We start from the raw sequence: 25,699 nt of genomic DNA, 5'->3' as shown, positions 1-25,699 counted from the left end.
CTCTCCTCCGCCGTCGGCCTCGACGGGCTGCCGGCCGCGCTCGCACAGGCGCAGACGGCCCGGCACCGGGCGACCGCGGACGATCCCGTCCCCTCGTTCGACGATGTCGCGGCGGCCGGGATGCTCGCCCTGCTGCACACGCCGGACGCCCGCGCCGTCGCCGAGACCTCGCTGCGACCGCTCGTCGCGGCCGACCCGGCCCTCCCCGCATCCTGCGCACCTGGCTCGACGCGGACGGCGTGTACGACGTCGCCGCACGGCGGCTCGGGATGCACCGCCACACCCTGCGTGCGCGGGTCGCCGACGCGGAGCGCCTGCTCGGGCGCGACCTCAGCTCGTTCGCCGCCCGGGCCGACCTGTACGCCGCACTGCGCGCATCCGCCTGACCTCTTTCGCCGGCGGTTGCCGCCCGGACTCGACGCCGGATGCACCGTTCCGCGACAATGAGCGGATGAACACACCCATCTCCGGAACCCACTTCGGCCTGAGCGCGGGCGACTACCACGCGACGATCGCGTCGGTCGGAGCGACGCTGCGGACGCTGGAGTTCGACGGCCGGCCCCTGATCGTCCCCTTCGACGCGGATGAGGTGCGCCCCGCCTTCCGTGGCGCGACGCTCGCGCCGTGGCCGAACCGGGTGGTCGACGGACGCTACACCTTCGACGGGGAGGAGCAGCAGCTGCCGCTCACGGAGCCGAACCGCGGGCACGCGCTACACGGCCTGGCCGCATGGCTGGACTTCGAGGCGGTCGACCGCTCGGCGAGCGACGTGACCTTCGCCGCGACCATCGAGGCGCAGGCCGGATATCCGCACCGCATCGACGTCAGCGTGACGTTCTCCCTCGACGAGACCGGCCTGCACACCACGGTGACGGGCACGAACGCCGGGCCGACCCGCGCCCCGTGGGGAACCGGACCGCACCCCTACCTGGTCGCCGGCGACGGACGGGTGGACGACTGGACGCTGACCCTGCCGGCCGATCAGGTGCTCGCCGTGACGGAGGACCGCCTCATCCCGACCGGCCTCGACGATGTCGCATCGGCCGAGGGCGGCGTGTGGGACTTCCGCGAGGCCCGGCGCATCGGCGACACGTTCATCGACCACGCCTTCACCGGCCTCACCCGGACGGCGGACGGCCTGGCCACGGTGCGGCTGACCGCTCCCTCGGGAACGGGCGTCGAGATGGTGTGGGGCGCCGACTGCCCCTGGGTGCAGGTCCACACCGCCGACCAGCCCCTGGCGGAGCTTAACCGTTTGGGCCTCGCCGTCGAGCCGATGACGTGCCCCCCGGACGCGTACAACTCGGGCACCGACCTCATCGTGCTGGAGCCCGGGGAGTCGGCCTCCGCATCCTGGACCATCCGCGCAGTCTGACCGGGCGGACGCCGACCCCGACCGGACTCCGCAGCCCGCACCCCTCAGGCCGCACCCTGCAGACGAGAATGCGCGCGGCCCTCCACGACGGGCCGCGCGCACTGCGATGCTACGGGCGCTCCGCCACCCGGCGGACTATACGCCGTGTCGAAGCGCTCACCATGGTCTCGACACCCCGTCGTTGCGCCGCCGTGGGCCGGCGGGACAGCCGTCAGGTGTGCAGCCAGGCGAAGCCGTACGGCGCGAGGGTCCGGCCGTCCCAGCCCTCGGCGAGCGCAGCCCGGTAGTCGTCGCCGAGGTCGACCTCGGCCTCCTCACCCGAGAGGTTGTGCAGCGTGATCAGCCCGTCCCGCTTCAGGGCGAGGACGGCGGGCGCGCCGAGGTCGAGCGCCGTCCATCCACCCGCCACCGCGTTCTTCGCGCGCCGCAGCTCGGAGATGCGGCGCACCAGCGTCAGCAGCGAGTCCGGGTCCGCCTCCTGCGCCCGGACGTTCACCTCGGCGAACCCGAAGGGTCCCTCGGCCTGAGCGGGCAGTGTCAGCGGCGACGAGGATGCGGTCGTGAAGCCGCCCCACCGGGAGTCGTCCCACTGCATGGTCGTCCGGGCCGCGCCGCGTCCCTCGATCGACAGGTCGTCGCCCACGCCGAGCTCCTGCCCGGCGAGGAGCAGAGGCACCCCCGGCAGCGCATACAGCAGACTCACCGTCATCCGGACCCGCTGGGCCGGCTGCATCATCGGGGCCCAGCCGCGGCGGATGCCCCGGCCGTAGATCAGCATCTCCGGCTCCGGCGCAAAATGCTCGAACGCCTCCCGTCGCTCGTCGTCTCTCAGCTGCTGCAGGTCGATCTCGTCCGCGTTGTGCAGGAAGTTCAGCCGCGCATCCGCCGGGATGCTGTCGTCGAGCCGACTCAGGGCATCCTGGATCGGCTGGGCCTCTCCGCGCGTCAGCGCCAACACGATCGCGTTGTTGAGGGTGAAGTCGATCACCGCTTCGAAGCGGCCGTTCTCGACCAGCGCCGCCATCAGCTCGGGCGACTCGTCGGCCTCCGCGATCAGGGCGACGTCGTGCTTCACCTCGCGCAGCCGGCGCCGCAGCTCGTCGAAGAACGTGCCGTCGTCCACATCCGTGTCGGGCCGCCCCTTGCCCTGCACGATGAGCAGTGCCGCGTCGATCCGGAAGCCGTCGACGCCCACCTCGAGCCAGAAGCCGAGCACGCGGACGATCTCATCGAGCACGTCCGGGTTGGTGGCGTTCAGGTCCGGCTGGAACGCGTAGAACTGGTGGTGGTAGTAGTGCCCGGCCTGCTCGTCGTACCGCCAGACCTCGTCGTCCTCGCCCGGGAACATGGGGTGGTCGCCGGGCTCGGTCGAGTCGTCCTCGCTCCAGATGAAGAACCTGCCGTCGGTCGAGTGCGGGTCCTCCCGGGCCGCCACGAACCACGGGTGGCGGTCGGAGGTGTGGTGCAGCACCGCGTCGATGAGGACGCGCATCCCCAGTTCGTGCGCTCGCTTCAGGAACGCACGCAGATCGTCCAGGTCGCCGAAGCGGGGGTCGACGGCGAGGTGATCGTCCACGTCGTATCCGTTGTCCCGGCGCTCGCTCGGATAGAACGGGAGCAGCCAGATCCAGGTCACGCCGAGCGACGCGACGTAGTCCAGGTGCTCCAGCGCCCCGGCGAAGTCGCCGAAGCCGTCGCCGTCGCTGTCCGCGAACCGCGACAGGTCGAGCCCGTACACGAATTCGCCGGGGTCGCCCGCCCAGCCGTTCGCCCATCCATCCCGGTCTGTCGAGTTCGCGGTGTCCGCGGTGTCCGTGTTCGCCACGTTCCACTAATACGCCCGCTTCGTGCATTCGGGGTAACGAAGGAGGAGAGCGCTCGCATCTCCTTCGAATGGCAGTCCGGCAGGAGATTCGGGCGAAATGCGGCCGAATCTCCGACGCCGGCCGCATCCCCTACAGTGTGGATGTGGAGGAGCAGGGGCGGGCGCCGGGCGTCCGCGAGGTGGCCGCCGAGGCGGGGGTATCGCGGCAGACCGTCTCACGGGTGCTCAACGACCACCCGAGCATCCGGCCCGAGACCCGCGAGCGCGTGCTCGCCGCCATGGAGCACCTGAGCTTCCGGCCGAACCGGGCCGCCCGGATGCTGACCACCGCGCGCTCGACGACCATCGGCGTGCTGGTCGCATCCCCGTCGTCGCTGTTCGGCCCGGCGTCGAGCATCGATGCGATCGAGAAGGCCGCGCGCGACGCCGGGTACTTCGTGACCGTGGCGCATGCGGCGTCGCTGGATGCCCCGGCCGTCGAGGCGGCGCTCGAGCAGCTGAGCGCGCAGGCGGTCGAGGGCATCGTCGTGGTCGCGCCGCAGCAGCGCATCCAGGATGCGATGGATGCGGTGGCCCTGCGCGTCCCGTCGATCACGCTGCACGGGGCGGGCACGGCCGGCGACCACGGTGTCTTCGTCGACCAGATCGAGGGCGCGCGGCTGGCGACCCGGCATCTGCTCGACCGCGGGCATGTCCGCATCGCGCACCTCAGCGGCCCCGCCGACTGGTCGGAGGCGCGGGCCCGGCGGGAGGGGTTCCTGCAGGCGATGGAGGCGGCAGGAGCCGAGCCGGTTGTGTCGCGCGACGGCGACTGGACGGCCGCATCGGGGGCTGCGATCGGCGCCGAGCTGCTGGCCGACCCGGCAATCACGGCGGTGTTCTCGTCGAACGACCAGATGGCGCTCGGCGCGATGTTCGCCGCCGGCCGGGCGGGCCGGTCGATCCCCCGCGACCTGGCCGTGGTGGGCTTCGACGACATCCCGGAAGCCGCGTACCTGACCCCGCCGCTGACCACGGTCCGGCAGGACTTCGCCGAGCTCGGCCGCAGGTGCATCGCGCGTCTGGTGGCCGAGATCGAAGGGACGGACGTCGGATTCGACGCACCGGTCGCGCCGCTGCTGGTGGTCCGCGAGTCGGCGTGAGCTCATCCCGCTTGACAGGGCGGCGGGGCGGTCGCGTATGCTCGTCAGCGTAATGTGACCGGTCACAAGGATGTGAGGACCAGCATGACCGCGCCGGATCAGCGCCACCGCGACACCATCGCCGCCGCGCGCACCGCCCTCGGCATCGAGCTCGGCTCGACCCGCATCAAGGCCTGCCTGGTGGATGCGGACGACCCCGCCACGGTGCTCGCCGTCGGCAGCCACGAGTGGGAGAACCAGTACGTCGACGGCCTGTGGACCTACCCGCTCGACGCCGTCTGGACCGGGCTGCAGTCCGCCTACGCCGACCTGGTCTCCGACGCGGAGCGGCGCCACGGCATCTGGCCCACGACCTTCGGCGCCATCGGCGTCTCGGCCATGATGCACGGCTACCTGCCGTTCGACGCCGACGGCGAGCTGCTGGTCCCGTTCCGCACCTGGCGCAACACCAACACCGGGCCGGCGGCGGCGGAGCTGACGGAGGCGCTCGGGGTCAACATCCCGCTGCGCTGGTCCATCGCCCACCTGCACCAGGCCGTGATCGACGGCGAGGCGCACATCCCGCGGCTGGATTCGTTCACCACGCTGGCGGGATACGTGCACGCCGCGCTCACCGGGCGGCGGGTGCTCGGCGTGGGCGACGCCTCGGGGATGTTCCCGATCGACCCGGCCACGAAGACGTACGACGCCGACCTCCTCAGCCGGTACGCCGGGCTCGAGAGCGCGCGCGGCATCGACCTCCCGGCGCTGCTGCCCGAGGTGCTCGTCGCCGGCCAGCCGGCCGGCGAGCTCACGGCCGAGGGTGCGGCCCTGCTCGACCCGACCGGCGCGCTGCAGCCGGGCGTCCCGTTCTGTCCGCCCGAGGGCGACGCCGGAACCGGGATGGTCGCCACCGCCTCCGTGGCGCCGCGCACCGGCAACGTCTCCGCCGGCACCAGCATCTTCGCCATGGTGGTGCTCGAGCATCCGCTGCGGTCCGTGCACCACGAGCTCGACCTCGTCACCACGCCCGCGGGCGACCTGGTCGCCATGGTGCACTGCAACAACGGCGCCAGCGAGCTCGCCGGCTGGGCCGGGCTGTTCGCCCGGTTCGCCGAGGCCTCCGGATCCCCCTCGCGACGGACGCCGTCTACGAGACCCTGTTCCGCGAGGCGCTCGGCGGCGACGCCGACGCGGGCGGCCTGCTCGCCTTCAACCACCTCGCCGGAGAGCCGATCGCCGGTCTCGCCGAGGGCCGGCCGCTCGTCGTCCGCACGCCGGACAGCAGGCTCACCCTGGCGAACTTCGTGCGCGCCCAGCTCTACAGCGTCTTCGGCACCCTGGCGCTCGGGATGCGCGTCCTGAGCGACGAGGGCGTGGCGCTCGACCGGATGTTCGCGCACGGCGGCATGTTCCGCACGGCCGGCGTCGCCCAGCGCTTCCTGGCCGGAGCGCTCGATGCGCCCGTCTCCGTCGCCGACACCGCCTCCGAGGGCGGTGCGTGGGGCATCGCCGTGCTGGCCGCCTACCTGGGGGCTTCCGACGGCGCATCCGCCGACGCCGGCCTCGACACGTATCTCCGCCACCGCGTCTTCGGCGGATTCGCGTTCGAGACGACCACCGCACACCCCGACGACGTGGCGGGGTTCGCCCGCTTCCTCGAGCGGTACCAATCGGGCCTCGCGGTCGAGCGGGCCGCGATCGACGCCCTCCCCGTGAAAGGAGCCTCCGCATGACCAGCGACCTCGAGACCCCGGCGGTGCGCGCCCTGCGTGAGCGGGTAGCGGCCCTGCACGCAGAGCTGGTGCGCTACGGACTGGTGGTGTGGACCGGCGGCAACGTCTCCGGACGCGTCCCCGGCGAGGACCTCTTCGTGATCAAGCCGAGCGGCGTCGACTACGACGACCTGGCGCCGGAGAACATGATCCTGTGCACCCTCGACGGGGAGGTCGTGCCCGGCTCGATCGGCTCCGGCCGGTCGCCGTCGTCCGACACCGCGGCGCACGCCTACGTCTACCGGAACATGCCCGAGGTCGGCGGCGTCGTGCACACGCACTCCACCTATGCGACCGCCTGGGCGGCCCGCGCGGAGGCGATCCCGTGCGTGATCACGGCCATGGCCGACGAGTTCGGCGGCGAGATCCCGGTCGGACCGTTCGCGATCATCGGCGACGACTCCATCGGCCGCGGCATCGTCGCGACGCTCACCGGGCACCGCAGCCGTGCCGTCCTCATGCAGAACCACGGCGTCTTCACCATCGGCCGGGATGCGCGCGACGCCGTCAAGGCCGCCGTCATGGCGGAGGACGTGGCCCGCACCGTCCACCTCGCCCGCCAGGGAGGCCCGCTCGTCCCCATCCCCGCCGAGGCCATCGACCGCCTCTTCGACCGCTACCAGAACGTCTACGGACAGAAGCCGGAAGGATCCCTCTCCTGATGCCGAAGCTCACCACCTCCCTCGATGGTTACGAGGTCTGGTTCCTCACCGGCAGCCAGCACCTGTACGGCCCCGAGACGCTCGCGCAGGTCGCCGACCAGTCTCGCGCCATCGCCGACCAGCTCGGCGCCTCCTCCGACGTGCCCGTCCGCGTCGTGTGGAAGCCCGTCCTGACCGACTCCGACGCCATCCGCCGCATCATGCTCGAGGCCAACGCCGACGACGCGGTCATCGGACTCGTGGCGTGGATGCACACCTTCAGCCCCGCGAAGATGTGGATCGGCGGCCTCGACGCGCTGCAGAAGCCGCTGCTGCACTTCCACACCCAGGCGAACGTCGAGCTGCCGTGGGGCGAGATCGACTTCGACTTCATGAACCTCAACCAGGCCGCGCACGGCGACCGCGAGTTCGGCTACATCCAGACGCGGCTCAGCGTGCCGCGCACCACCGTCGTCGGCCACGTCAGCAACCCGGCCGTCACCTCCCGGATCGGCACGTGGATGCGCGCGGCCGCCGGCTGGGCGGCCACCCGCTCGCTCAAGCTCGCCCGGTTCGGCGACAACATGCGCTACGTCGCGGTCACCGAGGGCGACAAGACCGAGGCCGAGCTGGTCTTCGGCGTGCAGGTCAACACGTGGGGCGTCAACGAGCTGGCCGACGCGGTCGCCGCCGCCGCGGACGCCGACGTGGATGCACTGGTCGCCGAGTACGAGGAGCTCTACGACGTCGTCCCCGAGCTCCGTCGAGGCGGCGAGCGTCACCAGTCGCTGCGCGACGGCGCCGCGATCGAACTGGGCCTGCGGTCGTTCCTCGAGGAGGGCGGCTTCGGCGCGTTCACCACCAGCTTCGAAGACCTCGGCGCGCTCAAGCAGCTCCCGGGCCTCGCGGTCCAGCGGCTGATGGCCGAGGGCTACGGCTTCGGCGCCGAGGGCGACTGGAAGACCGCGATCCTGGTGCGCGCGGCCAACGTCATGGGCTCGGGCCTGCCGGGCGGCGCCTCCCTCATGGAGGACTACACGTACGATCTCACGCCCGGCGACGAGCGCATCCTCGGGGCGCACATGCTCGAGGTCGCTCCCTCGCTGACCAGCGCTCGTCCGACCCTCGAGGTGCACCCGCTCGGCATCGGCGGCAAGGACGACCCGGTGCGCCTGGTCTTCACCGCCGACCCCGGCCCCGCGGTCGTGGTGGCGCTGTCGGACATGCGCGACCGCTTCCGCCTGGTGGCGAACGTCGTCGAGGTCGTCGAGCCGACCGCCCCGCTGCCGAAGCTGCCCGTCGGCCGCGCGGTGTGGAAACCGGCCCCCGACTTCACGACGTCGGCCACCGCGTGGCTCGAGGCGGGCGCCGCGCACCACACGGTCATGAGCACGGCGGTCGGCGTGGAGGCGTTCGCGGACTTCGCGCGCATCGCCCGCACCGAGCTGCTGATCATCGACGAGTCGACGACCCTGCGCGACGTCCAGCGCGAGCTCGACTGGAACGCCGCCTACTACCGCCTCGCCCGCGGGCTGTGACGACCTCCTGGCCGCCGGTTGTCATCGGTGCCGGCGGCCAGGACCTCTCCCCCGCGCGCCCTTCCGTCCTCCGTCCTCGCCCCCTTCCCTCGCCCCGCCCCGCCTCCCGCCGAGCGGTGAGTAGACGCGCGAATCCCGCGCGAGTGGTGAGCAGATGTCGCCACTCGGCGGCGATTCGCGCATCCGCTCACCAGTCGGCGACTGCCGACGCAGGCGGGGCGCCCCGCGGGCGGCCGACCCCAGACGGCCGACCCGGCCGCCGGCACGGAGGGCCACCTCCGCCGAGTGGTGAGCAGATGTCGCCACTCGGCGCGGATTCGCGCGTCTACTCACCGCTCGACGAGAACGGACGGACGGACGGGCGGGCGCACGAAGCGAGGCGTCAGGAGTTCACGCGGATGATCTCCTGCTGGTACGGCGCGATCACCTCGCCCGAGATGCGTAGGTCGAGCACCAGGAAGGGGCGGGACGCGACCGGCCGCGCCGTCCACTCCTCGAGCGCCGAGAGGTCCTCCGGCGTCCGGACGACGACGCCCTCCGCCCCGACCGCCCGGCCGAGCGCCGCGAAGTCCACCTCGGGGATCCGCATCGGCCCCTCCGCCAGACCCTTCAGCCCGTACAGGTTGACCTCCGCCCCGTAGGCGGCGTCGTTCCAGACGACCGCGAGACCGCGTCCGCCGGCGACGCGGACCGCCGACTCGAGGTCGGCCAGCGCCATGAGTCCGCCGCCGTCGCCGGTGGTCAGCACGATGGTGGACTGGGGATGCGCGAGCGCGGCGCCGGGCACGCTCGGCCAGCCGAGGCCGATCGACTGGTACGCCGTCCCGACCATGATCATCCGGTCGGGCGAGGCGACCGGCCAGTACATGTTCGCCCAGCCGATGAAGTGCCCTCCGTCGGAGACGACCACGCGGTCCTGCGGCAGCAGCTCCGCGATGCGGGCGGCGGCGGACCGCGGGTCGAGGCGTCCGTCCGGCGCGAGGCCGTCGCCGTGGGGCCGCTCGCGGACGGGCGCCAGGTCGAGCGACTCGCGCCAGCCCGAGGGCGTCCCGCCGGCCGCGGCCAGCTCGCCGACGAGCGCCTCCGCCACCAGCCGGGCGTCGCCGCGCAGGTACGACCCGACGTGCGGGTGGGTGGCGGCAGGGCGGGTGTCCACCTGGATGACGCGGGTGCCCGGCGCGAACAGCTCGCCGAACCGCATCGTGAACTGGTTGAGCGAGGCGCCGAACACCACGGCGACGTCGGCGGAGCGGATCAGCTCCATCGCGCCTTCCGCGCCGAAGCCGCCGGTCACCCCGAGGTCGTACCGCTCATCCGGGAACACTCCGCGTCCGAGGGCGGTGGATGCGGTGAGTGCGCCGGTCGCCTCCGCCAGCGCTCCGAGGGCCTCACCCGCACCCGCCAGCCAGGCGCCGCGCCCGGCGAGGAGCAGCGGACGGGACGCCCCGGCGAGCGCTCCGGCCGCCGCCGCCACGGCGCCGCGCGAGAAGGGGTCGGCCGCCACGACGGGAGCGGGGAGGACGGGCTCCGGAGCCTCCGGCACGGGCCCCGCGTCGCGCGTGGCCACGTCGTACGGGATCGCGATGACGGTCGGCACGCGATACGTCAGCGCGTGCTCCACGGCGATGGCGGTGGTCGCGGCGGCATCCGCCCGCCCGACGGTGTACGTCCGGGCGCCCACGGCGGCGGCGAGCGCGATCTGGTCCACGTCCCACGGCCGCGGGCCGGATGTCGGCTCGTCGCCGACCACCAGGATGAGCGGGATGTGCGCCTGCACGGCCTCCGCCAGCGCGGTCAGCGTGTTCGTGAAGCCGGCGCCGTAGGTGGCCGTCGCGGCGGCGAGCCGTCCGGAGGCGCGGTAGTAGGCGTCGGCGGCGACCACCGCACCCGCCTCGTGGCGCATGGCGCAGTACTCGCCTCCGCTCTGCCGCACGAGCGCGTCCAGGAAGTAGGCGTTCCCGTTCCCCATCACGCCGAAGACGTGGTCGATGTGGCGGGCGAGGGTGGCGGCGACGTGAGCGGAGACCGAGGGCATGGCGGAGCCTTTCGAGACGAACGGAGGGACGATTCCGTATGTGTCTCGCCGCCGCGGCCCCGCGGCCGGCTTCGTGCCCCTTTTCCGAGCACCGGCGATCGTTCCGCCGGACGCGACCATGTTATCCGCTCAGCGCGTGCGCTCCGCCGTGAGCCGGGCGAAGTCGAGCAGCCGCTGCTGCGACTCGGCGTACGAGGTGGCTGCGGGCAGCGGCCCTCCGTCGCGCACGGCCGTGGCCACCGAGACGGCCGCATCGATCGCGACCCGGTACGGCAGCGACCCCGTGCTGACCCGACGCACTCCCAGGTCGCACAGCTCGGCGAGGGTGAGCCCGGGGATGACGAGCACGTTGAGCGGCAGCGGGATGCGCGACGCCAGCGCTGCGATCGTCTCCGGCTCGCTCGCGCCGGGCACGAAGATCCCATCGGCGCCCGCGTCCGCGTACCGCTGCGCACGCTCCACGACGGCATCGACCGTGTCGTCCTCGTGGAACCAGTACGAATCCACCCGGGCGTTCACGAAGACGTCCGGCGCCGCGGCCCTGATCGCAGCGATCTTCGCCGCGGGGATGGCCGGGTCGACCAGCCGCCCGCCCGCCGAGTCCTCGAGGTTGACGCCGTCGGCCCCCAGGCCTGCGACCAGATCGGCGACTTCACCCGGGTCGTCGCTGAAGCCGTCCTCGATGTCCGCAGTCACGTAGAGCGGAAGCACGGACAGCGCGCGGGCGAGCGCGACGGTCGCATCGCGGCTGGCCCCCTCCGCATCCGGACGCCCCGACGCGGCGTTGACCCCGAAGCTCGTCGTCCCCACGGCGGGGAACCCGGCCGCGACGAAGGCCAGCGCCGAGCCCACGTCCCAGGCGTTCGGCAGCAGGAGTGGCGAATCGGCGTGATGCAGTTCGTGGAACGTCATGGCGGTCCTCCCGCCGGAAGGGTAGCGCCGGCCGGGGCGCTCGCGGCAGCCCCGGCCGGCGCCAGTCTCACTGACCGACGGAGCGGCGCTTGTTGTAGACGTCGAACGCCACGGCCGCCAGCAGCACCAGGCCCTTGATGAGCAGCTGGTAGTCGCTGTCGATGCCCAGGATGGACATGCCGTTGTTGAGCACGCCGATGATGAGACCACCGATGATGGCGCCCGTCACCGTTCCGATGCCGCCGGTCACCGCCGCGCCGCCGATGAAGACGGCCGAGATCGCATCCAGCTCGAACCCGTTGCCCGCGCTGGGGCTCGCCAGGTTGAGGCCGGCGGTGAACACGAGGCCGGCGACCGCGGAGAGCACGCCCATGTTGACGAACAGGAGGAAGGTCACCCGCTTCGTCTTCACGCCCGAGAGCGCCGCCGCAGCCAGGTTGCCGCCGATGGCGTAGATGTGCCGGCCGAACACCGACCGGTTCATGACGGCCGAGTACGCGACCACCAGCACCGCGAGGATGATCAGCACGATCGGGGTTCCGTTGTAGCTGGCCAGGAGCAGGGTCATCACCAGGACGAGCGCCACCAGGAACACCAGCTTGATGATGAACCACCACAGCGGCTCGTCCTCGAGGTCGTACTTGCGGCGCACCGCGCGCTGGCGGAGCGACGTGTACAGGATCGCGATGCTGGCCAGCAGGCCGAGGATCATCGTGAGCGGTTCGTATCCCGTCGACCCGAAGGCCGGCAGGAAGCCCGAGCCGATCGCGCGGAACTCCTTCGGGAAGAACGAGATCTGCTGGTTGCCGAGCGCGATCTGCGCCGCGCCGCGGAACGCGAGCATGCCCGCCAGGGTGACGATGAACGCCGGGATGCCGAAGTACGCGATCCAGAACCCCTGCCAGGCGCCGACCAGGGCGCCGAGCACCAGGCAGAAGATCACCGCGAGCGGCCAGGGCAGGTGCCAGTTCGAGATGAACACGCCGGCCATCGCGCCGATGAACGCCACCACGCTGCCGACCGACAGGTCGATGTGGCCGGCGATGATCACCATCACCATGCCGATCGCCAGGATCAGGATGTAGCTGTTCTGCACGATCAGGTTGGAGACGTTGATCGGCGCCAGCGTGATCCCGCTCGTGGCGATCTGGAAGAAGACCACGATGGCGATCAGGGTGATGAACAACCCGATCTGGCGCAGCTGCCCGGCCAGATAGTTGAGGGCTTTCGTAATCGGTTTCATGCGTCGTTCTTCTCGCGTTCCTTGGTCATGAATTGCATGAGGTATTCGGCCGTCGCCTTCTCGCGCGGCACGTCGGCGGTGATCCGGCCCTCGCTGAGCGTGTAGATGCGGTCGCAGATGCCGAGCAGTTCGGGCAGCTCCGAGGAGATGACGACGATGCCCTTTCCCTGGTCGGCGAGCCGGTCGATGATCGTGTAGATCTCGTACTTCGCTCCGACGTCGATGCCGCGGGTGGGCTCGTCGAGGATGAGCACCTCGGGGTCGGAGTACATCCACTTCGACAGCACGACCTTCTGCTGGTTGCCGCCGGACAGCTTTCCGGTCAGCGCCAGGACGTTCGGCGTCTTGATGTTCATCGAGCGGCGGTACTCCTCCGCCACCAGCGACTCCCGCTGCTCGTTCACGAACTTGAACCAGTTGACGAGCTTGTCGAGCGCCGCGATGGAGATGTTGCGCTGGATGTTGTCGATCAGGTTGAGCCCGAAGTGCTTGCGGTCCTCGGTCGAGTAGGCGAGCCCGTTGTCGATCGCCTTGGAGACCGTGCTGACCGAGATCGGCTTGCCGCGCTTGTAGACCTGGCCGCTGATCCCCACGCCGTAGCTGCGGCCGAAGATGCTCATCGCGAGCTCGGTGCGGCCCGCGCCCATGAGGCCGGCGATGCCGACGATCTCACCGGCCCGCACGGTGAAGCTGACGTCGTCGACCACCTTGCGGGTGCGGTCGAGCGGATGGTGCACCGTCCAGTGCTCGACGCGGAGCAGCTCCTCGCCGATGTGCGGCACGTGGTCGGGGAAGCGGCTCGCCACATCCCGGCCCACCATCCCTTTGATGATGCGCTCCTCGCTGGCGTCCTTGCCCATCTCCAGCGTCTCGATCGTGCGGCCGTCGCGGATGATGGTCACCCGGTCGGCGATCGCCTTGATCTCGTTGAGCTTGTGGCTGATGATGATCGCCGTGATGCCGTGCGACTGCAGCTGGCGGATCAGGTCGAGCAGGTGAGCCGAGTCGTCGTCGTTCAGCGCCGCGGTCGGCTCGTCGAGGATGAGGATCTTGACCTCTTTCGACAGCGCCTTGGCGATCTCGACGAGCTGCTGCTTGCCGACCCCGATGTCCTTGATCTTGGTGATCGGGTTCTCGTGCAGGCCGACGCGGGCGAGCAGCTTGGCGGCCTCGAGGTTGGTCGCGTTCCAGTCGATGAAGCCGCGCTTCTGCCGCTCATTGCCGAGGTAGATGTTCTCGGCGATCGACAGGTACGGCGAGAGGGCCAGCTCCTGGTGGATGATGCCGATGCCGGCCGCCTCCGAGTCGTTGATCGACCGGAATTCGACGGGCTCGCCGTTCATGATGATCTCGCCCTCGAAGGTGCCGTGCGGGTACACGCCCGAGAGCACCTTCATCAGCGTGGACTTGCCTGCGCCGTTCTCGCCGCAGATCGCGTGGACGGATCCCTCCTCGACGCTGATCGAGACATCCTGGAGCGCTTTGACGCCCGGGAAGGACTTCGAGATGTTGCGCATCTCGAGAATCGTGTTGGCCATGGTCTTCCTTGCCTGAATCGTGCGAGGTCCGGGCGGACGCGCCGTCGCGCGCCCGCCCGGACCGTCGGCCGGCCTTACTGGAGGTCGGATTCCTTGTAGTAGCCGCTGTCGACCAGGATCTCCTTGTAGTTGTCCTTGGTGACGACCACCGGCTGGAAGAGGTAGCTCGGCACGACCTTGACCTTGTTGTCGTAGCTCTTGGTGTCGTTGACCTCGGGCTTCTTGCCGGAGAGCAGGTCGTTCGCCATCTTCGCGGCCTCGTTGGCCAGCTTGCGGGTGTCCTTGTAGACGGTCGAGTACTGCGTGCCCGCGATGATCTGCTTCACGCTGGCGACCTCGGCGTCCTGGCCGGTGATGACCGGGAGCTTCTTGCCGCCCTGGCCGTAGCCGGCGCCCTCGAGGGCGCTCAGGATGCCGTCGGACAGGCCGTCGTAGGGCGAGAGCACGCCCTGCACCGCGGCGCCGGTCGAGTACGACTTGGCGACGAGGTCCTGCATGCGGGCCTTGGCCGTTGCCGGGTCCCAGCGCAGGATGGCGACCTGGTTGAAGTTGGTCTGGCCGCTCTTGACGACGAGCGTCCCATCGGCGATGTACGGCTTCAGGGTGTCCATCGCGCCGTTGTAGAAGAACGTCGCGTTGTTGTCGTCGGGGCTGCCGGCGAACACCTCGATGTTGAACGGGCCCTTCTGGCCGGTCTTCTTACCCGAAGCATCGAGCACGCCGAGGCCGGTGAGCAGCGAGTTCGCCTGGTAGACGCCGACCTTGTAGTTGTCGAACGACACGTAGTAGTCGACGTTCTTGTCGCCGGTGAGGAGGCGGTCGTACGAGATGACCTTGATGCCGGCCTTGGCCGCCGCGTCGAGCTGGTCGGTCAGCGACCCGCCGTCGATGGAGGCGATGATCAGGACCTTGGCGCCCTTGGTGATCATCGTGTTGACCTGCTGCACCTGGGTCGGGATGTCGTTGTTGGCGTATTCGAGGTCGACCTTGTAGCCGTTCTTCTGCAGGTCGGACTTGACGGCGTTGCCGTCGGCGATCCAGCGCTCGGACACCTTGGTGGGCATGGCGACGCCGACGAGGGCGCCCTTGTTGTCTCCGCTGCCGGCGTCCGTGCCGCCTCCGCGGCCGCCGGAGCAGGCGGCGAGTGCGACTGCGACGCCGAGTGCGGTGGCGGCGAGCGCGACTTTCCTGAACTTCACTGTGATTCCCTTCGAGCGAGGAGGCGACCGGTGCGCCCAGTGCGCGCCGGCTCGCCGAGCTCGGAACGGTCACGCCACCGTGGTCCAGCCTGCGACGGGGCAGTGCAGCGGCCGTCGCTTCTGTGCGATCCGCCTGCTGTCATGAGCGACTCCCTCGTCGTATGCTGTTCCCCGTCGCGATATATGTGACCGGTCCCAGAACGGGTTAGACGTTATGACCCCGACCCGGCGCCAGTCAAGTCATTCGCGGAAAAATATGATGAGCATGTTCCCCAGCGGCAGTGCAGCCGCTCCGGCAGACAGACAGGACGCATGGACGATCGCGGACCCGACGAGCAGCGCGCCCTCTCCATCCGGGACATCGCCCGGATGGCCGGCGTCTCGCGGCAGACGGTCTCCCGGGTGCTCAATGGCGAGCGCTACATCAAGGCCTCCACCGAGGCGCAGGTGCGCAAGGTCATCGAGGAGCACGCCTGGCGGCCGAACAGCGCCGCCCGCGCCCTCGCCACCTCGCGGTCGAAGACCATCGGCCTGCTGGTGTCGGCGCGCTCGCACTACGGACCATTCACCGCCGCCACCGCGATCGACGAGGCCGCTCGCGCCCGTGGCTACGCGATCCTCTCGGCGACGCTGGCCCGCGAGGACGACGCGGCCATCTCCGAGGCCCTCGACGCCTTCGCCGCGCAGGGCGTGGACGGCGTCGTGGTGATCGCCCCGCAGCAACGTGCCCACGAGGCGCTGCAGCATGTGGCCATCCGCGTGCCGTTCGTGAGCCTGCACTGGAAGGACGCCGGCGACGGCCGGGTCGCGGCCTTCGACCAGGAGGGCGGCGCGCGCCTCGCCACCCGGCACCTGATCGAGCTGGGGCACACGCGCATCCTGCACCTCGCCGGACCCCAGGACTGGAACGAGGCCGAGGACAGGATGAACGGCTTCCTGGCCGAGCTCAACGACCACGACCTGCCCGTCACGGCCCCGATGCTCGGCGACTGGACGGCCGACCGCGGCTACGAGGTGGGCCTCAAGATCCTCGGCCACCCCGACTTCACCGCCATCTTCGCCTCCAACGACCAGATGGCGCTCGGGCTCATGCACGCGGCCGCTCATCTCGGGCTGTCGGTGCCCGGCGACCTGAGCATCGTCGGGTTCGACGACATCCCCGAGGCCAAGCACTTCGCGCCGCCGCTGACGACCGTGCGGCAGGATTTCGGGCGGCTCGGCGCCCAGGCGATCGACGTGCTGCTCGCCCAGATCGAGGGCGAGAAGGCGCCGCTGCCGGCCGAGTACCCCGTCCCGCAGCTGCTGGTTCGGCAGAGCACGGCGCCGCCGCGGAGGGCATGATGTTCGCTCCGCGTCGTTCCGCCCGTAACGCAGCCGGTCGCGCGGCGCGCCCCGTGGTACAACCGATCACGCCTGTCCCGATGGAGGCGCCGGACCCGAGACCGGCGCCGCCGCCCGAGGGCCGGGCGCCCGCGCGCCATCCATCCCGAGGAACCGTGAGCGAAAACACCTGGCGAGCCGCATTCGCGCACCCGCAGCACCCGTGGCGAGACTTCGAACTGTCGTTCTCCGAGCCCCGCGAGGTGCCGCCGGCGAGCATCCGGCGACCGAGTTCGCTGGCCGGGATGAAGGCCTTCGACATCTACCTGCTCAGCGACTCGGAACCCTGGCCGTCCTCCGTGGTCTTCACCTACACGCAGTCGGTCCTCGGCGACCTGCGGGACCACCGGCCGCCCGAGTACTGCCTCGACCTGGATGCGGACGGCGAGCCGCTGGTGGCGCCCTAGCGTTCACCCGCGCTCTATCGCATCCCTCGGCGTTAGGGTGTTACGATACGGTACGTGTCGTATCTAGAAGACCCACGCGCCCGCGCCGGGCGCCCGCGGGACAGGGCGCGCGAGGCGCAGATCCTCGAGGTCGTCAACGCCCTCCTGAGCGAACGCGGCTATGACGGCGTGACGTTCGAGGAGGTCGCCCGGCGCGCCGGCGCCTCCAAACCGACGCTGTACCGGCGCTGGACCACGAAACGGGACATGGTCGTCGCCGCCCTCAAGGCCGGCCCGGCCCGCCGCGAGGGCCCCGACGAGATCGACACCGGCTCGCTGCGCGGCGACCTGCTGGCCCTGTGCCGCCGGTTGCTCACCACCATGCAGTCCACCGACGGGCACACCGCCCTCGCGCTACTGCAAGCCGGCTTCGAGGATCCGGAGCTCGGCGACGCCATCGAGCGCAGCGTCGGCCCGACCGGCGGAAGGCTGCCGGCCTCCGTCATCGAGGCGGCCGTCGCCCGCGGCGAACTCCCGGCGGGCGCGGGCCCGTTCCCGTTCGAGGAGGTCACCGGCAGCGTGCTGCTGCTGCGCCGCCTCAACGGCCTGGACACCGGGGACCGCTACCTCGAGGCGCTGGTCGACACCATCCTCATCCCGGCGCTTCGGGCCGCCGTCGAGTCCGCGGCCGAACCTCTCCCGCTCGGCATCTTCTCCGGGCACCCCTCCCCCACCGAGCCCACCGACCCCACCGGCCCCACCGACCAAGGAGAACCGCTCTCATGACCACAATCGAAGGCTTCGACTACCAGACCATCCCGGGCAGCGGCGGCGTGCCTCTCCGTGTCGCGGTCGGCGGCGAAGGCCCGGCCGTGGTGCTGCTGCACGGCTTCCCGCAGACCCACTACATGTGGCGCGAGGTCGCGCGGCTGCTGGCGGGCGAGCACACTGTGATCGTCCCCGACCTGCGCGGCTACGGCGAGAGCGGCAAGCCCGCGGAAGACGGCCCGGACACCTACTCCAAGCGCACCATGGGAGACGACGTGATCGCGATCGCCGGCGCGCTGGGCCACGAGCGGTTCGGACTGATCGGCCACGACCGCGGCGCGCTCGTCGGCGTGCGAGCCGCCCTCGACCATCCCGATGCCGTCGCCTACCTCGGCATCCTGGACGTGCTGCCCACCCTCGACACCTGGGGCGTGCTGCACGGCGTGGATGCGAAGGTCGCCTGGCACCTGTACCTCATGGCCCAGCCGGCCGGGCTCCCGGAGCGGATGATCGCGGCGGTCGCCGACGACTTCTTCGCGTCGTTCCTCGACGTCTGGGACCGGGACGGGACGACGTTCACGCCGGAGGTCCGCGAGCACTACGTCCGGAGCTCGGCGAACGCCATCCCCTCGATCGTCGCAGACTTCCGTGCGAGCTCCGGGGTCGACCTCGACCTGGATCGCGCAGACCGGGCCGCCGGGCGCATGCTCGCGATGCCGGTCGGAGTGCTCTCGCAGGACTGGGGCAGCCTGCTCGGGTTCGATCCGACGGCCATCTGGGGCGCCTGGTCCGACGACCTCGAATACCGGCCGACGACCGCGGGACACTACATGGCCGAGGAGAGCCCGGAGGAGGTCGCCGACGTCATACAGGCGCTCGCGGCCCGCGCACGTGTACGATGAGATCGTCCGGCGCTCGAAAAGGCTTCTGCATCGGGCGTGAAAGGAAGAATACGATGGCTCAAGGCACCGTCAAGTGGTTCAACTCGGAGAAGGGGTACGGCTTCATCGCTCCGGATGACGGCAGCGCCGACGTCTTCGCCCACTACAGCGAGATCGCCTCCCAGGGTTTCCGCAACCTCGAAGAGAACCAGAAGGTCGAGTACGACCTGGCTCAGGGTCCCAAGGGACCGCAGGCCGCGAACATCCGCCCTCTCTGACGGCACCGGCGCCCGGCCGACAGGCCGGGCCCGCGCCGACGGCGTCTCCGGAGTACGGTGACGCTCGTGGGTGATGTACGCGAGGATGCGATGAAGGCCTCTGCGGAGGCCGGTACCGCGACCAGCCACGGCTCGGGTCGCGGGCAGAAGGTGATGCTCGGCGCCGCTCTCGCGGCCCTGGGCGTCGTCTTCGGCGACATCGGCACCAGCCCGCTCTACGCGCTGAAGACCGTCTTCCTGCTCGATAACGGCGCCGTCCGCGCCCAGCAGGACGACGTGTTCGGCGTGATCTCGCTCATGTTCTGGAGCGTGACGATCATCGTCTCGATCAAGTACCTGGGCGTACTGATGCGCGCCGACAACGACGGCGAAGGCGGCGTCATGGCTCTCGCCGCTCTGGCGAAGCGCCTCTACGCCGGCCACGCCTCGCGCGCCGGCACACTGCTCGTCATCGGCATCGTCGGTGTCGCCCTGTTCTACGGCGACTCGATCATCACGCCGGCGATCAGTGTCCTCTCCGCCGTCGAAGGTCTGCATGTGACCGTTCCGGCGATCTCGCACATGGTCATCCCGATCGCCGCCGTGATCCTCATCCTGCTGTTCGCGGTGCAGCGATACGGCACCGGCAAGGTCGGCGTGCTGTTCGGGCCCGTCATGGTGCTGTGGTTCGCCGTGCTCGCCGCGGCTGGACTGGTCATGGTCGTGCAGCACCCCGATGTCCTGCTGGGCCTCTCCCCCACCTACGCCGTGACGTTCATCGTCGCGCATCCCACCGTCTCGTTCATCGCGCTCGGCGCGGTCGTCCTGGTCATCACCGGTGCAGAGGCGCTGTACGCCGACATGGGCCACTTCGGCCGTTCGCCGATCCGCCGCGCGTGGTTCTTCCTCGTCTTCCCGGCGCTGACCATCAACTACCTCGGGCAGGCGGCCCTCATCCTGCACGACCCCGCCGCCCGCGCGAACCCGTTCTTCCTGCTGATCCCGGAGTGGGGGCGGCTCCCCATGGTCGTCCTGGCCACCATGGCGACCGTCATCGCGAGCCAGGCCGTCATCTCCGGAGCCTTCTCACTCTCGCGGCAGGCGGTGCAACTCGGACTGCTGCCGCCGCTCACCATCCGCCAGACCTCGAAGCAGGAGGGCGGCCAGATCTACCTGCCCGCCATCAACTTCCTGCTGTTCCTCGGCGTCATCACGGTGATGCTCGCCTTCGGCTCCTCCGACCGGCTGTCGACGGCCTACGGCATCTCGGTGACCGGCGCGCTCGTCGTGGACACGGTCCTGCTGCTCCTCGTCGCCCGCCCGCTCTGGCACTGGGCGCCGTGGAAGATCGTGCTCGCCGGGATCGCGTTCGGCGGACTCGAGCTCGCGTTCCTCGCCGGCAACCTGTCGAAGATCATCAACGGCGGGTGGGTGCCGCTGCTGATCGCGGCGGTCGTCATCCTGATCATGACCACGTGGCGTCGCGGCCGCCAGCTGGTGCAGGAGGATCGCAAGCGCAAGGAGGGATCGCTCTCCGACTTCATCGAGGAGGTGCGGCGCAAGAATCTGCCGCGCGTGCCCGGCATCGCGATCTTCCCGCACCCCAACAAGGACACCACCCCGCTCGCGCTCCGGGCGAACGTGAAGCACAACCACATCCTGCACGAGCACGTCATCATCGTCTCGATCACGACGGCGCAGGTGCCGCACGTGCCGCCGTCGGAGGCGTTCGAGTACGACGACCTCGGCTATGCGGACGACGGCATCGAGCACCTGAGCATCCGCTTCGGGTTCTCGGACAAGCCCGACATCCCCCGTGCCCTGCGCGCCGCCTGCCGCCAGGGGGCGCTGCCGCTGAACGCCGCGAACTTCAAGCAGGCGTCGTACTTCATCTCGCGCGGAGCGATCCGCACCACGCGCACGCAGGGCATGGTCCGCTGGCGCCGCTCGCTGTTCGTCGGGCTGGCCCACAACGCCGCCGACCCGGCCGCGCGCTTCGGCCTGCCGGCACTGCGGACGGTCACCATGGGCAGCGACGTCGAGATCTAGCGCCAGCCGTTCTCGTTGAACCAGGCTCGGCGACGGGCGATCTCGTCGTCCGTCTCGTCCGGGTCGGAGGTGTCGTGCGGCACCAGGCGGCCTGCCGCATCCAGTTCGACGAAGCGCTGGCAGTGCGGGCACGCGGCCCGGCCGCCGGGGTAGCCGTCATCCAGGGTCGCCGCCGGCGTGCCCGGCTGGCCCGACCCCGCGCAGCGGAGCGGATCCGCCCCGGCGTCGGACCACATCGCGCCCTGGTAGCGGTGCAGCCCGGGGTGACCGAGCGGTCGCGTGCACGGCCGGCCGGCCTTGCGGCTCGGACAGTAGCGGGGTTCCATCCCTCGATTGTCCGTCACGGCGCGTCGGAGATCGGCTGCGGAACGAAGGAGAAGCGGGGCCGAATCTCCGACCTACCGCGGTGCGACGGGAGATTCGAACGGCGGGAGGCCGAATCTCCGACGCAAGCCGGCGCCGCGGCGACGTGGTTCAGGCCGGGAGGAGCGCCCCTACGATCGCGGCGGCCGTCTCCCGGCCGACCCGGATCGCGCCGTCGACGTGCTGGTAGCCCTTGCCCGCCATGTCGCTGCAGGAGAAGTGGATGGGGCCCACCGGCGTGCGCAGGTCGGCGCCGTAGCGGGCGAGCCCGCCCATGTCGAAGCTCGCCGCGTACGCACCGCGGGTCCACTCCTCGCTGCCCCAGTCGCTCTCGTAGTACACGACCGGGTTGAGCGCCTGCTCGCCGTAGTAGTGCGAGAGCGACTCCAGGATGCGCGCCTTGCGCTCCTCGGGAGAGAGCCGGAACACGTCGTCCGCCGACTCGTCCGAGACGAAGCCCACCAGCGTGCCGCGCGGGTCGCCGTGGTAGCTGTTGTCGTACGCCTCGTGCACCAGCTCGTAGGGGCTGAACGCCGTGCCGCTGTAGCCGAGGTCGCGCCAGAACGGCGTCTCGTAGACGGCGTGCACCTTGATCACGAAGCCCATCGACAGGTGCTGGTGCAGCTGCTGCTGCCGGCGCGGGAGCGGCGGCTCGTACGAGATCCGGTCGATCAGCACGGGCGGCACGGCGAGGATGGCGAACCGCGCGCGCACCTCGACGCCGTCCGCGATCGCGGTGACGCCGGTCTCGTCCCAGCGCAGCGTACGCACCGGTGCGTTCAGGTGCACGTCGTCGCCCAGGCGCTCGGCGAGCAGCAGCGGCACCTGCTGCAGGCCGCCCTTGACGCGCTTGTCGAGGATGAAGTCCGCATCCACCAGGTTGGAGAAGCTGCCGGCGCTGGCCGCCATCAGCAGCGCCTGGAGTGCGGAGAAGGCGTGCGCGGGCTTGGTGAGCATGGCGCCGGCGATGAACATGCCGATGTTGCGCCGCGCCTCCTCGTCGTCCGTCTGCGTCTCCAGCCAGCGGCGGAACGAGATCTCGTCGAGCTCCTTCGCCTGGGGGTGCTCCCACGGGCGGTCCGGGTCGATCTCGGCGACCAGCGCATCCAACCGCTCGATCAGGCCCACGATCTCCTTCTCGGTGGCCGGCGCCACGGGGAAGATCTCGCCCTCGAACGTGCGGCGCTCGCCGTTCTCGCCGAGGTAGATGTTGATGCCTTCGCGGTAGCGCGAGTAGGTCTCGAGGCCGAGCTCCGCGAGCGTGTCGATCAGCGCATCCTGATCGGGCGACACCCACTGGCCGCCGATCTCCAGCGTGGCGCCGTCGATCTCGTCGGTCCACAGCCGGCCGCCGACGCGGTCGCGCGCCTCGAGGACGGCGACGGTGAGGCCGGCCTTGGTGAGCTCGGTGGCGGCCGTGAGGCCGGAGGCTCCAGCGCCGACGATGACGACGTCCCGTTCGATGCTGCTCATTGCTATCAGCTCCAGTGAGTGGATGTTCGGATGCAGGGCACACTAACGGATTCATCGGTCGAATGCCACTTTCGCGACTCGATTCTGATCGAAATCGCCTTTTGAGCTATGTGATCCGTTGTCGCCGATTCGGATTTCGCAGCCGCTTGGTCTTAGGATGGCCGGACCCCGACGTCAGCGAAGGAGCTCACGTGTCCCGCACCCCCGCATCCGCGCCCCGCGCATCCGCCTCGCTCCGGCGATCCCTCGGCCTGTGGGCGATCGTCGGGCTCGGCCTCGGCTACATGACCCCCATGACGGTGTTCGACACGTTCGGCATCGTGACCGGCGAGACGAACGGCGTCGTGCCGTCCGCGTACCTGGTGGCGCTCGTCGCCATGGTGTTCACGGCGATCAGCTACGGCAGGATGACACGGGTGTACCCGTCGGCGGGATCGGCGTACACGTACGCGTCGGAGACCATCCACCCCAATGTCGGCTTCCTCGTGGGCTGGTCGTCGCTGCTCGACTACCTGCTGCTGCCGCTGGTGAACGCGCTGATCGTGAGGCTCTACCTCGAGTCGTTCTTCCCGCAGGTGCCCGGCTGGATCTGGGTGGTCGGCTACGTCGCGGTCATCACGGCGATGAACCTGTTCAGCATGTCGTCGACGTCGCGGGTGAACGGCATCCTCGTCGTCTTCCAGATCGTGCTGATCGCCGTGTTCGTGGCGCTGACGTGGATGGCTCTGAACAGTGGAGCCGGCAACGGCACCCCGTTCAGCATGCAGCCGCTCCTCCACTCGGGCGTGCATCTCGGCGCGGTGATCGGCGGTGCGACCGTCGTCTGCTTCTCGTTCATCGGGTTCGACGCCATCACGATGTACACCGAGGAGGCGAAGGACACCAAGACCGTCCCGCGCGCCATCGTGCTCGCGCTGATGATCGGCGGCGCCATCTTCTTCATCGCGGCCTGGTTCGCCCAGTCGCGGTTCCCGACCATGGCGGGCTTCCACTTCACCGACGACACCCTGCCGGAGATCGCCATGAAGACGGGCGGCGTGCTGTTCCAGATCCTCTTCGTCTCGGCGGCCGTCGCCGCCGCGGTCGCCTCGAGCCTCGCCTCGCACGCGAGCGTCTCGCGCATGATCTACGTCATGGCGCGCAATGGCAGCGGCCGCGTCTCGCGCACGCTCTCGTACATCCACCCCCGGTTCCGTACTCCGGCGACCGCCGTGCTGCTGGTGGGCGCCGTCTCTCTCCTGGCGGCGGCCTTCACCCTCGAGTTCGTCTCGTCGATGATCAACTTCGGCGCGCTCATCGCGTTCACCGTCGTCAACGCGACGGTCATCATGCACTTCGCCCTCCGCAGGAGCGGAGGTGCGCGGCGGCAGGCAGATCGTCCGGAACGTCGTGCTCCCGGCGATCGGGATGCTGCTGACCGGCGTGCTCTGGGCGAACCTGCACCTGGACGCGCTGACCTACGGCCTGGTCTGGCTCACGATCGGGATCATCACGCTGCTCGTCATCACCCGCGCGTTCCGCAAGCCGCTCCGCGTCAAACTCGACGAGGACGGCGACGCCGCGATCATCACGCGCCAGGGGGCGCCGTCGGAGGCGGCGCGCTGACCAGCGCCGTCACATCGTCTGCCGAAGCCCTCCGTCGATGACGACGTCCGAGCCGGTCAGGTTGCCGAGCACGGGGCTCGCGAGCATGACGGCGAGCGCCGCAACCTCCTCCGGGGTCGTGAACCGGCCGGTCACCATCGACGCCTCCGCGCCCTTGCGCACCTGCGCCGGGTCGGCCCCGGTCGCCGCGCCGACTGTCTGGGCGACGCCGCCGGCGCCGAGCCACAGGTCGGTCGCGACGGGACCCGGGCTGATGGAGTTGACCCGGATGCCGCGCGGCCCGAGCTCCTTCGAGAGGGACTTGGTGAAATTCAGCAGCGCGGCCTTCGCTGCGCTGTAGTCCATGACGAGCGGGTCGGCGAGGATGGCGTTCTCGGACGCGATGTTGACGATGGCGCCGCCGTCCGGGATGCGGTCGAACAGCGCCCGGGTGATCCGCACCGCGGCGAGCGCGTTCAGCTGGTACGTGGCCTGCCACTGCTCGTCGGTGATGCTGGGGAAGCCTCCGGGTCGCGGCGGCGCCGAGCCGACATTGCTGACCAGGATGTCCACCGGCCCGTCGATGCGCTCCGCCACCGCGGCGATCCCCTCGTCGCCTCCCAGGTCCGCATCCAGGAACCGGAAGCGGCCCTCCGCCTCAAGCGCTTCCGTCTCGGGCGTCGCCCGGCGCGCGACGGCGGTGACGGTCACGCCCTCGGCGATGAGCGCCCGGACGATGGCCAGCCCGATGCCTCGGCTGGCTCCGGTGACGACGGCGTGCTTGCCTGAGAGTCGAAGGTCCACAGCCGGAGCGTAGAGGGTGCGGGCCGGATGCGGCTAGGGCCGCGTCGCGCCCGGCCAGACATACGGCAGGTCGTCGGCGACGTCGGGGAACAGCGGCCCGTAGAACTGCGCGTCCTTGCGCACCAGGTTCGACTGGTGGCTGCGGTGGAACTCCGGGTCGCCGATCCACGGTGGCAGCTCGAGCTCCTCCTGATCGAGGTGCTCGACCTCCGGCGCGAACAGGAGCACCTGCGGACGAACCGTGTCGGCGTGGCCGAGCTCGATCCAGGCGTCCGTCGACTCGAGTGCGTACTTGGTGAGCGCCGGGAGGTACCCGCGCCACATCTTCGCGACCGGGTGGTGGCGCCAGCCGTACCCCGGGACGGTGATGGCGCGCAGCACCTGGAGCGCCTCGACCCGCTGCTTCCCCATGCGCGCGCGGTCGAGGACGCGCACGCTCTGCGCGAAGGACGGATAGGGCAGGAACGTCTGCACTTCGCTCACCGTACGCGCGGTCGGCAACCTCGCCCCAAACGCTCAGCAATCCCGCCTACGCTTGCGACATCTCGGGCG

22 protein-coding genes and 1 pseudogene are annotated in these 25,699 nt (G+C 70.4%); 13 read left to right on the top strand and 10 right to left on the bottom strand.

Features of this window, described 5'->3' with window-relative positions; genetic code table 11:
* Nucleotides 1-269: 269 nt before the first annotated feature.
* On the top strand, nucleotides 270-386 hold the full coding sequence (locus ACQ86M_RS00350; RefSeq protein WP_431247923.1) for a helix-turn-helix domain-containing protein: 117 nt from the start codon (nucleotides 270-272) through the stop codon (nucleotides 384-386).
* A 65-nt stretch (nucleotides 387-451) separates the two neighbouring features.
* Nucleotides 452-1,375 carry an aldose 1-epimerase family protein gene (locus ACQ86M_RS00345; protein ID WP_431220075.1) on the top strand — a complete coding sequence of 308 codons (924 nt, stop codon included), beginning with the start codon at nucleotides 452-454 and terminating at the stop codon, nucleotides 1,373-1,375.
* Nucleotides 1,376-1,586: 211 nt separating this feature from the next.
* Here the strand turns inward: ACQ86M_RS00345 and ACQ86M_RS00340 are convergent, their stop codons facing one another.
* On the bottom strand, nucleotides 1,587-3,200 hold the full coding sequence (locus tag ACQ86M_RS00340; protein WP_431246640.1) for an alpha-amylase family glycosyl hydrolase: 1,614 nt from the start codon (nucleotides 3,198-3,200) through the stop codon (nucleotides 1,587-1,589).
* Nucleotides 3,201-3,343: 143 nt separating this feature from the next.
* Between ACQ86M_RS00340 and ACQ86M_RS00335 the strand changes: the two genes are divergently transcribed.
* From ACQ86M_RS00335 to araA, 4 genes and pseudogenes are all read left to right on the top strand, one after another.
* Nucleotides 3,344-4,342, top strand: a complete 999-nt coding sequence (locus ACQ86M_RS00335) for a LacI family DNA-binding transcriptional regulator (protein WP_431247922.1) — start codon at nucleotides 3,344-3,346, stop codon at nucleotides 4,340-4,342.
* An 84-nt stretch (nucleotides 4,343-4,426) separates the two neighbouring features.
* Nucleotides 4,427-6,057: pseudogene (locus ACQ86M_RS00330) on the top strand (xylulokinase).
* The gene (locus ACQ86M_RS00325; protein WP_431246639.1) at nucleotides 6,054-6,758 is read left to right on the top strand and encodes an L-ribulose-5-phosphate 4-epimerase; all 705 of its coding nucleotides are present in this window, start codon (nucleotides 6,054-6,056) and stop codon (nucleotides 6,756-6,758) included. Before ACQ86M_RS00330 ends, ACQ86M_RS00325 begins: the two are co-directional and overlap by 4 nt.
* Nucleotides 6,758-8,275: an L-arabinose isomerase gene (gene araA, locus ACQ86M_RS00320; protein WP_431246638.1), complete on the top strand. Its 1,518-nt coding sequence runs from the start codon at nucleotides 6,758-6,760 to the stop codon at nucleotides 8,273-8,275. Before ACQ86M_RS00325 ends, araA begins: the two co-directional genes overlap by 1 nt.
* Before the next feature lie 382 nt (nucleotides 8,276-8,657).
* Here the strand turns inward: araA and ACQ86M_RS00315 are convergent, their stop codons facing one another.
* From ACQ86M_RS00315 to chvE, 5 genes are all read right to left on the bottom strand, one after another.
* Entirely contained in the window at nucleotides 8,658-10,310 is a 1,653-nt protein-coding gene (locus tag ACQ86M_RS00315) for a thiamine pyrophosphate-binding protein (RefSeq protein WP_431246637.1), read from the bottom strand.
* A gap of 129 nt (nucleotides 10,311-10,439) precedes the next feature.
* Nucleotides 10,440-11,222 carry an isocitrate lyase/PEP mutase family protein gene (locus tag ACQ86M_RS00310; RefSeq protein WP_431246636.1) on the bottom strand — a complete coding sequence of 261 codons (783 nt, stop codon included), beginning with the start codon at nucleotides 11,220-11,222 and terminating at the stop codon, nucleotides 10,440-10,442.
* A 67-nt stretch (nucleotides 11,223-11,289) separates the two neighbouring features.
* A complete protein-coding gene (mmsB, locus tag ACQ86M_RS00305) occupies nucleotides 11,290-12,465 on the bottom strand; it encodes a multiple monosaccharide ABC transporter permease (protein ID WP_431220069.1) in 1,176 nt (391 codons plus the stop codon).
* Nucleotides 12,462-14,003 carry a multiple monosaccharide ABC transporter ATP-binding protein gene (gene mmsA, locus ACQ86M_RS00300; RefSeq protein ID WP_431220068.1) on the bottom strand — a complete coding sequence of 514 codons (1,542 nt, stop codon included), beginning with the start codon at nucleotides 14,001-14,003 and terminating at the stop codon, nucleotides 12,462-12,464. The genes mmsB and mmsA overlap by 4 nt, the downstream gene beginning before the upstream one ends.
* A 74-nt stretch (nucleotides 14,004-14,077) precedes the next feature.
* Nucleotides 14,078-15,202: a multiple monosaccharide ABC transporter substrate-binding protein gene (gene chvE / locus ACQ86M_RS00295; RefSeq protein WP_431220067.1), complete on the bottom strand. Its 1,125-nt coding sequence runs from the start codon at nucleotides 15,200-15,202 to the stop codon at nucleotides 14,078-14,080.
* A gap of 312 nt (nucleotides 15,203-15,514) precedes the next feature.
* On the opposite strand from chvE, the gene ACQ86M_RS00290 reads away from it, so the two are divergent.
* The 6 genes from ACQ86M_RS00290 to ACQ86M_RS00265 all read left to right on the top strand — a co-directional run bounded on the left by ACQ86M_RS00290 (nucleotide 15,515) and on the right by ACQ86M_RS00265 (nucleotide 20,923).
* The gene (locus ACQ86M_RS00290) at nucleotides 15,515-16,543 is read left to right on the top strand and encodes a LacI family DNA-binding transcriptional regulator (RefSeq protein ID WP_431246635.1); all 1,029 of its coding nucleotides are present in this window, start codon (nucleotides 15,515-15,517) and stop codon (nucleotides 16,541-16,543) included.
* A 155-nt stretch (nucleotides 16,544-16,698) separates the two neighbouring features.
* Nucleotides 16,699-16,989 carry a hypothetical protein gene (locus ACQ86M_RS00285; protein WP_431246634.1) on the top strand — a complete coding sequence of 97 codons (291 nt, stop codon included), beginning with the start codon at nucleotides 16,699-16,701 and terminating at the stop codon, nucleotides 16,987-16,989.
* 54 nt (nucleotides 16,990-17,043) lie between these two features.
* Nucleotides 17,044-17,754, top strand: coding sequence for a TetR/AcrR family transcriptional regulator (locus tag ACQ86M_RS00280; RefSeq protein WP_431246633.1), 711 nt, complete (start codon nucleotides 17,044-17,046; stop codon nucleotides 17,752-17,754).
* On the top strand, nucleotides 17,751-18,638 hold the full coding sequence (locus tag ACQ86M_RS00275) for an alpha/beta fold hydrolase (protein WP_431246632.1): 888 nt from the start codon (nucleotides 17,751-17,753) through the stop codon (nucleotides 18,636-18,638). Before ACQ86M_RS00280 ends, ACQ86M_RS00275 begins: the two co-directional genes overlap by 4 nt.
* A gap of 53 nt (nucleotides 18,639-18,691) precedes the next feature.
* Nucleotides 18,692-18,895 carry a cold-shock protein gene (locus ACQ86M_RS00270; RefSeq protein ID WP_064110926.1) on the top strand — a complete coding sequence of 68 codons (204 nt, stop codon included), beginning with the start codon at nucleotides 18,692-18,694 and terminating at the stop codon, nucleotides 18,893-18,895.
* A gap of 66 nt (nucleotides 18,896-18,961) precedes the next feature.
* Nucleotides 18,962-20,923 carry a potassium transporter Kup gene (locus ACQ86M_RS00265; RefSeq protein WP_431246631.1) on the top strand — a complete coding sequence of 654 codons (1,962 nt, stop codon included), beginning with the start codon at nucleotides 18,962-18,964 and terminating at the stop codon, nucleotides 20,921-20,923.
* Here the strand turns inward: ACQ86M_RS00265 and ACQ86M_RS00260 are convergent.
* Nucleotides 20,920-21,249, bottom strand: coding sequence for a hypothetical protein (locus tag ACQ86M_RS00260; protein ID WP_431246630.1), 330 nt, complete (start codon nucleotides 21,247-21,249; stop codon nucleotides 20,920-20,922). The genes ACQ86M_RS00265 and ACQ86M_RS00260 overlap by 4 nt on opposite strands.
* 148 nt (nucleotides 21,250-21,397) lie before the next feature.
* Nucleotides 21,398-22,759: a flavin monoamine oxidase family protein gene (locus ACQ86M_RS00255; protein ID WP_431246629.1), complete on the bottom strand. Its 1,362-nt coding sequence runs from the start codon at nucleotides 22,757-22,759 to the stop codon at nucleotides 21,398-21,400.
* Nucleotides 22,760-22,950: 191 nt separating this feature from the next.
* Between ACQ86M_RS00255 and ACQ86M_RS00250 the strand changes: the two genes are divergently transcribed.
* On the top strand, nucleotides 22,951-24,405 hold the full coding sequence (locus ACQ86M_RS00250; RefSeq protein WP_431246628.1) for an APC family permease: 1,455 nt from the start codon (nucleotides 22,951-22,953) through the stop codon (nucleotides 24,403-24,405).
* Here the strand turns inward: ACQ86M_RS00250 and ACQ86M_RS00245 are convergent.
* Nucleotides 24,374-25,147 carry an SDR family NAD(P)-dependent oxidoreductase gene (locus ACQ86M_RS00245; RefSeq protein ID WP_431246627.1) on the bottom strand — a complete coding sequence of 258 codons (774 nt, stop codon included), beginning with the start codon at nucleotides 25,145-25,147 and terminating at the stop codon, nucleotides 24,374-24,376. The genes ACQ86M_RS00250 and ACQ86M_RS00245 overlap by 32 nt on opposite strands.
* A 33-nt stretch (nucleotides 25,148-25,180) precedes the next feature.
* Nucleotides 25,181-25,630, bottom strand: coding sequence for an MSMEG_6728 family protein (locus ACQ86M_RS00240; RefSeq protein ID WP_431246626.1), 450 nt, complete (start codon nucleotides 25,628-25,630; stop codon nucleotides 25,181-25,183).
* Between the last annotated feature and the right edge of the window lie 69 nt (nucleotides 25,631-25,699).

Source organism: Leifsonia xyli subsp. cynodontis (assembly GCF_050632205.1).
Lineage (GTDB): Bacteria > Actinomycetota > Actinomycetes > Actinomycetales > Microbacteriaceae > Leifsonia > Leifsonia xyli_D.
Note: the sequence above shows the minus strand (reverse complement) of the source record. Positions and strands in the feature narration are given on the sequence as shown.

Excerpts from the sequence above, each read along its gene's own strand:
- ACQ86M_RS00350 (WP_431247923.1), top strand. The coding sequence starts at position 270 with ATGCACCGCCACACCCTGCGTGCGCGGGTCGCCGACGCGGAGCGCCTG.
- ACQ86M_RS00345 (WP_431220075.1), top strand. The coding sequence starts at position 452 with ATGAACACACCCATCTCCGGAACCCACTTCGGCCTGAGCGCGGGCGAC.
- ACQ86M_RS00325 (WP_431246639.1), top strand. The coding sequence starts at position 6,054 with ATGACCAGCGACCTCGAGACCCCGGCGGTGCGCGCCCTGCGTGAGCGG.
- araA (WP_431246638.1), top strand. The coding sequence starts at position 6,758 with ATGCCGAAGCTCACCACCTCCCTCGATGGTTACGAGGTCTGGTTCCTC.
- ACQ86M_RS00315 (WP_431246637.1), bottom strand. The coding sequence starts at position 10,310 with ATGCCCTCGGTCTCCGCTCACGTCGCCGCCACCCTCGCCCGCCACATC.
- ACQ86M_RS00310 (WP_431246636.1), bottom strand. The coding sequence starts at position 11,222 with ATGACGTTCCACGAACTGCATCACGCCGATTCGCCACTCCTGCTGCCG.
- mmsB (WP_431220069.1), bottom strand. The coding sequence starts at position 12,465 with ATGAAACCGATTACGAAAGCCCTCAACTATCTGGCCGGGCAGCTGCGC.
- mmsA (WP_431220068.1), bottom strand. The coding sequence starts at position 14,003 with ATGGCCAACACGATTCTCGAGATGCGCAACATCTCGAAGTCCTTCCCG.
- ACQ86M_RS00290 (WP_431246635.1), top strand. The coding sequence starts at position 15,515 with ATGGACGATCGCGGACCCGACGAGCAGCGCGCCCTCTCCATCCGGGAC.
- ACQ86M_RS00275 (WP_431246632.1), top strand. The coding sequence starts at position 17,751 with ATGACCACAATCGAAGGCTTCGACTACCAGACCATCCCGGGCAGCGGC.
- ACQ86M_RS00270 (WP_064110926.1), top strand. The coding sequence starts at position 18,692 with ATGGCTCAAGGCACCGTCAAGTGGTTCAACTCGGAGAAGGGGTACGGC.
- ACQ86M_RS00260 (WP_431246630.1), bottom strand. The coding sequence starts at position 21,249 with ATGGAACCCCGCTACTGTCCGAGCCGCAAGGCCGGCCGGCCGTGCACG.
- ACQ86M_RS00255 (WP_431246629.1), bottom strand. The coding sequence starts at position 22,759 with ATGAGCAGCATCGAACGGGACGTCGTCATCGTCGGCGCTGGAGCCTCC.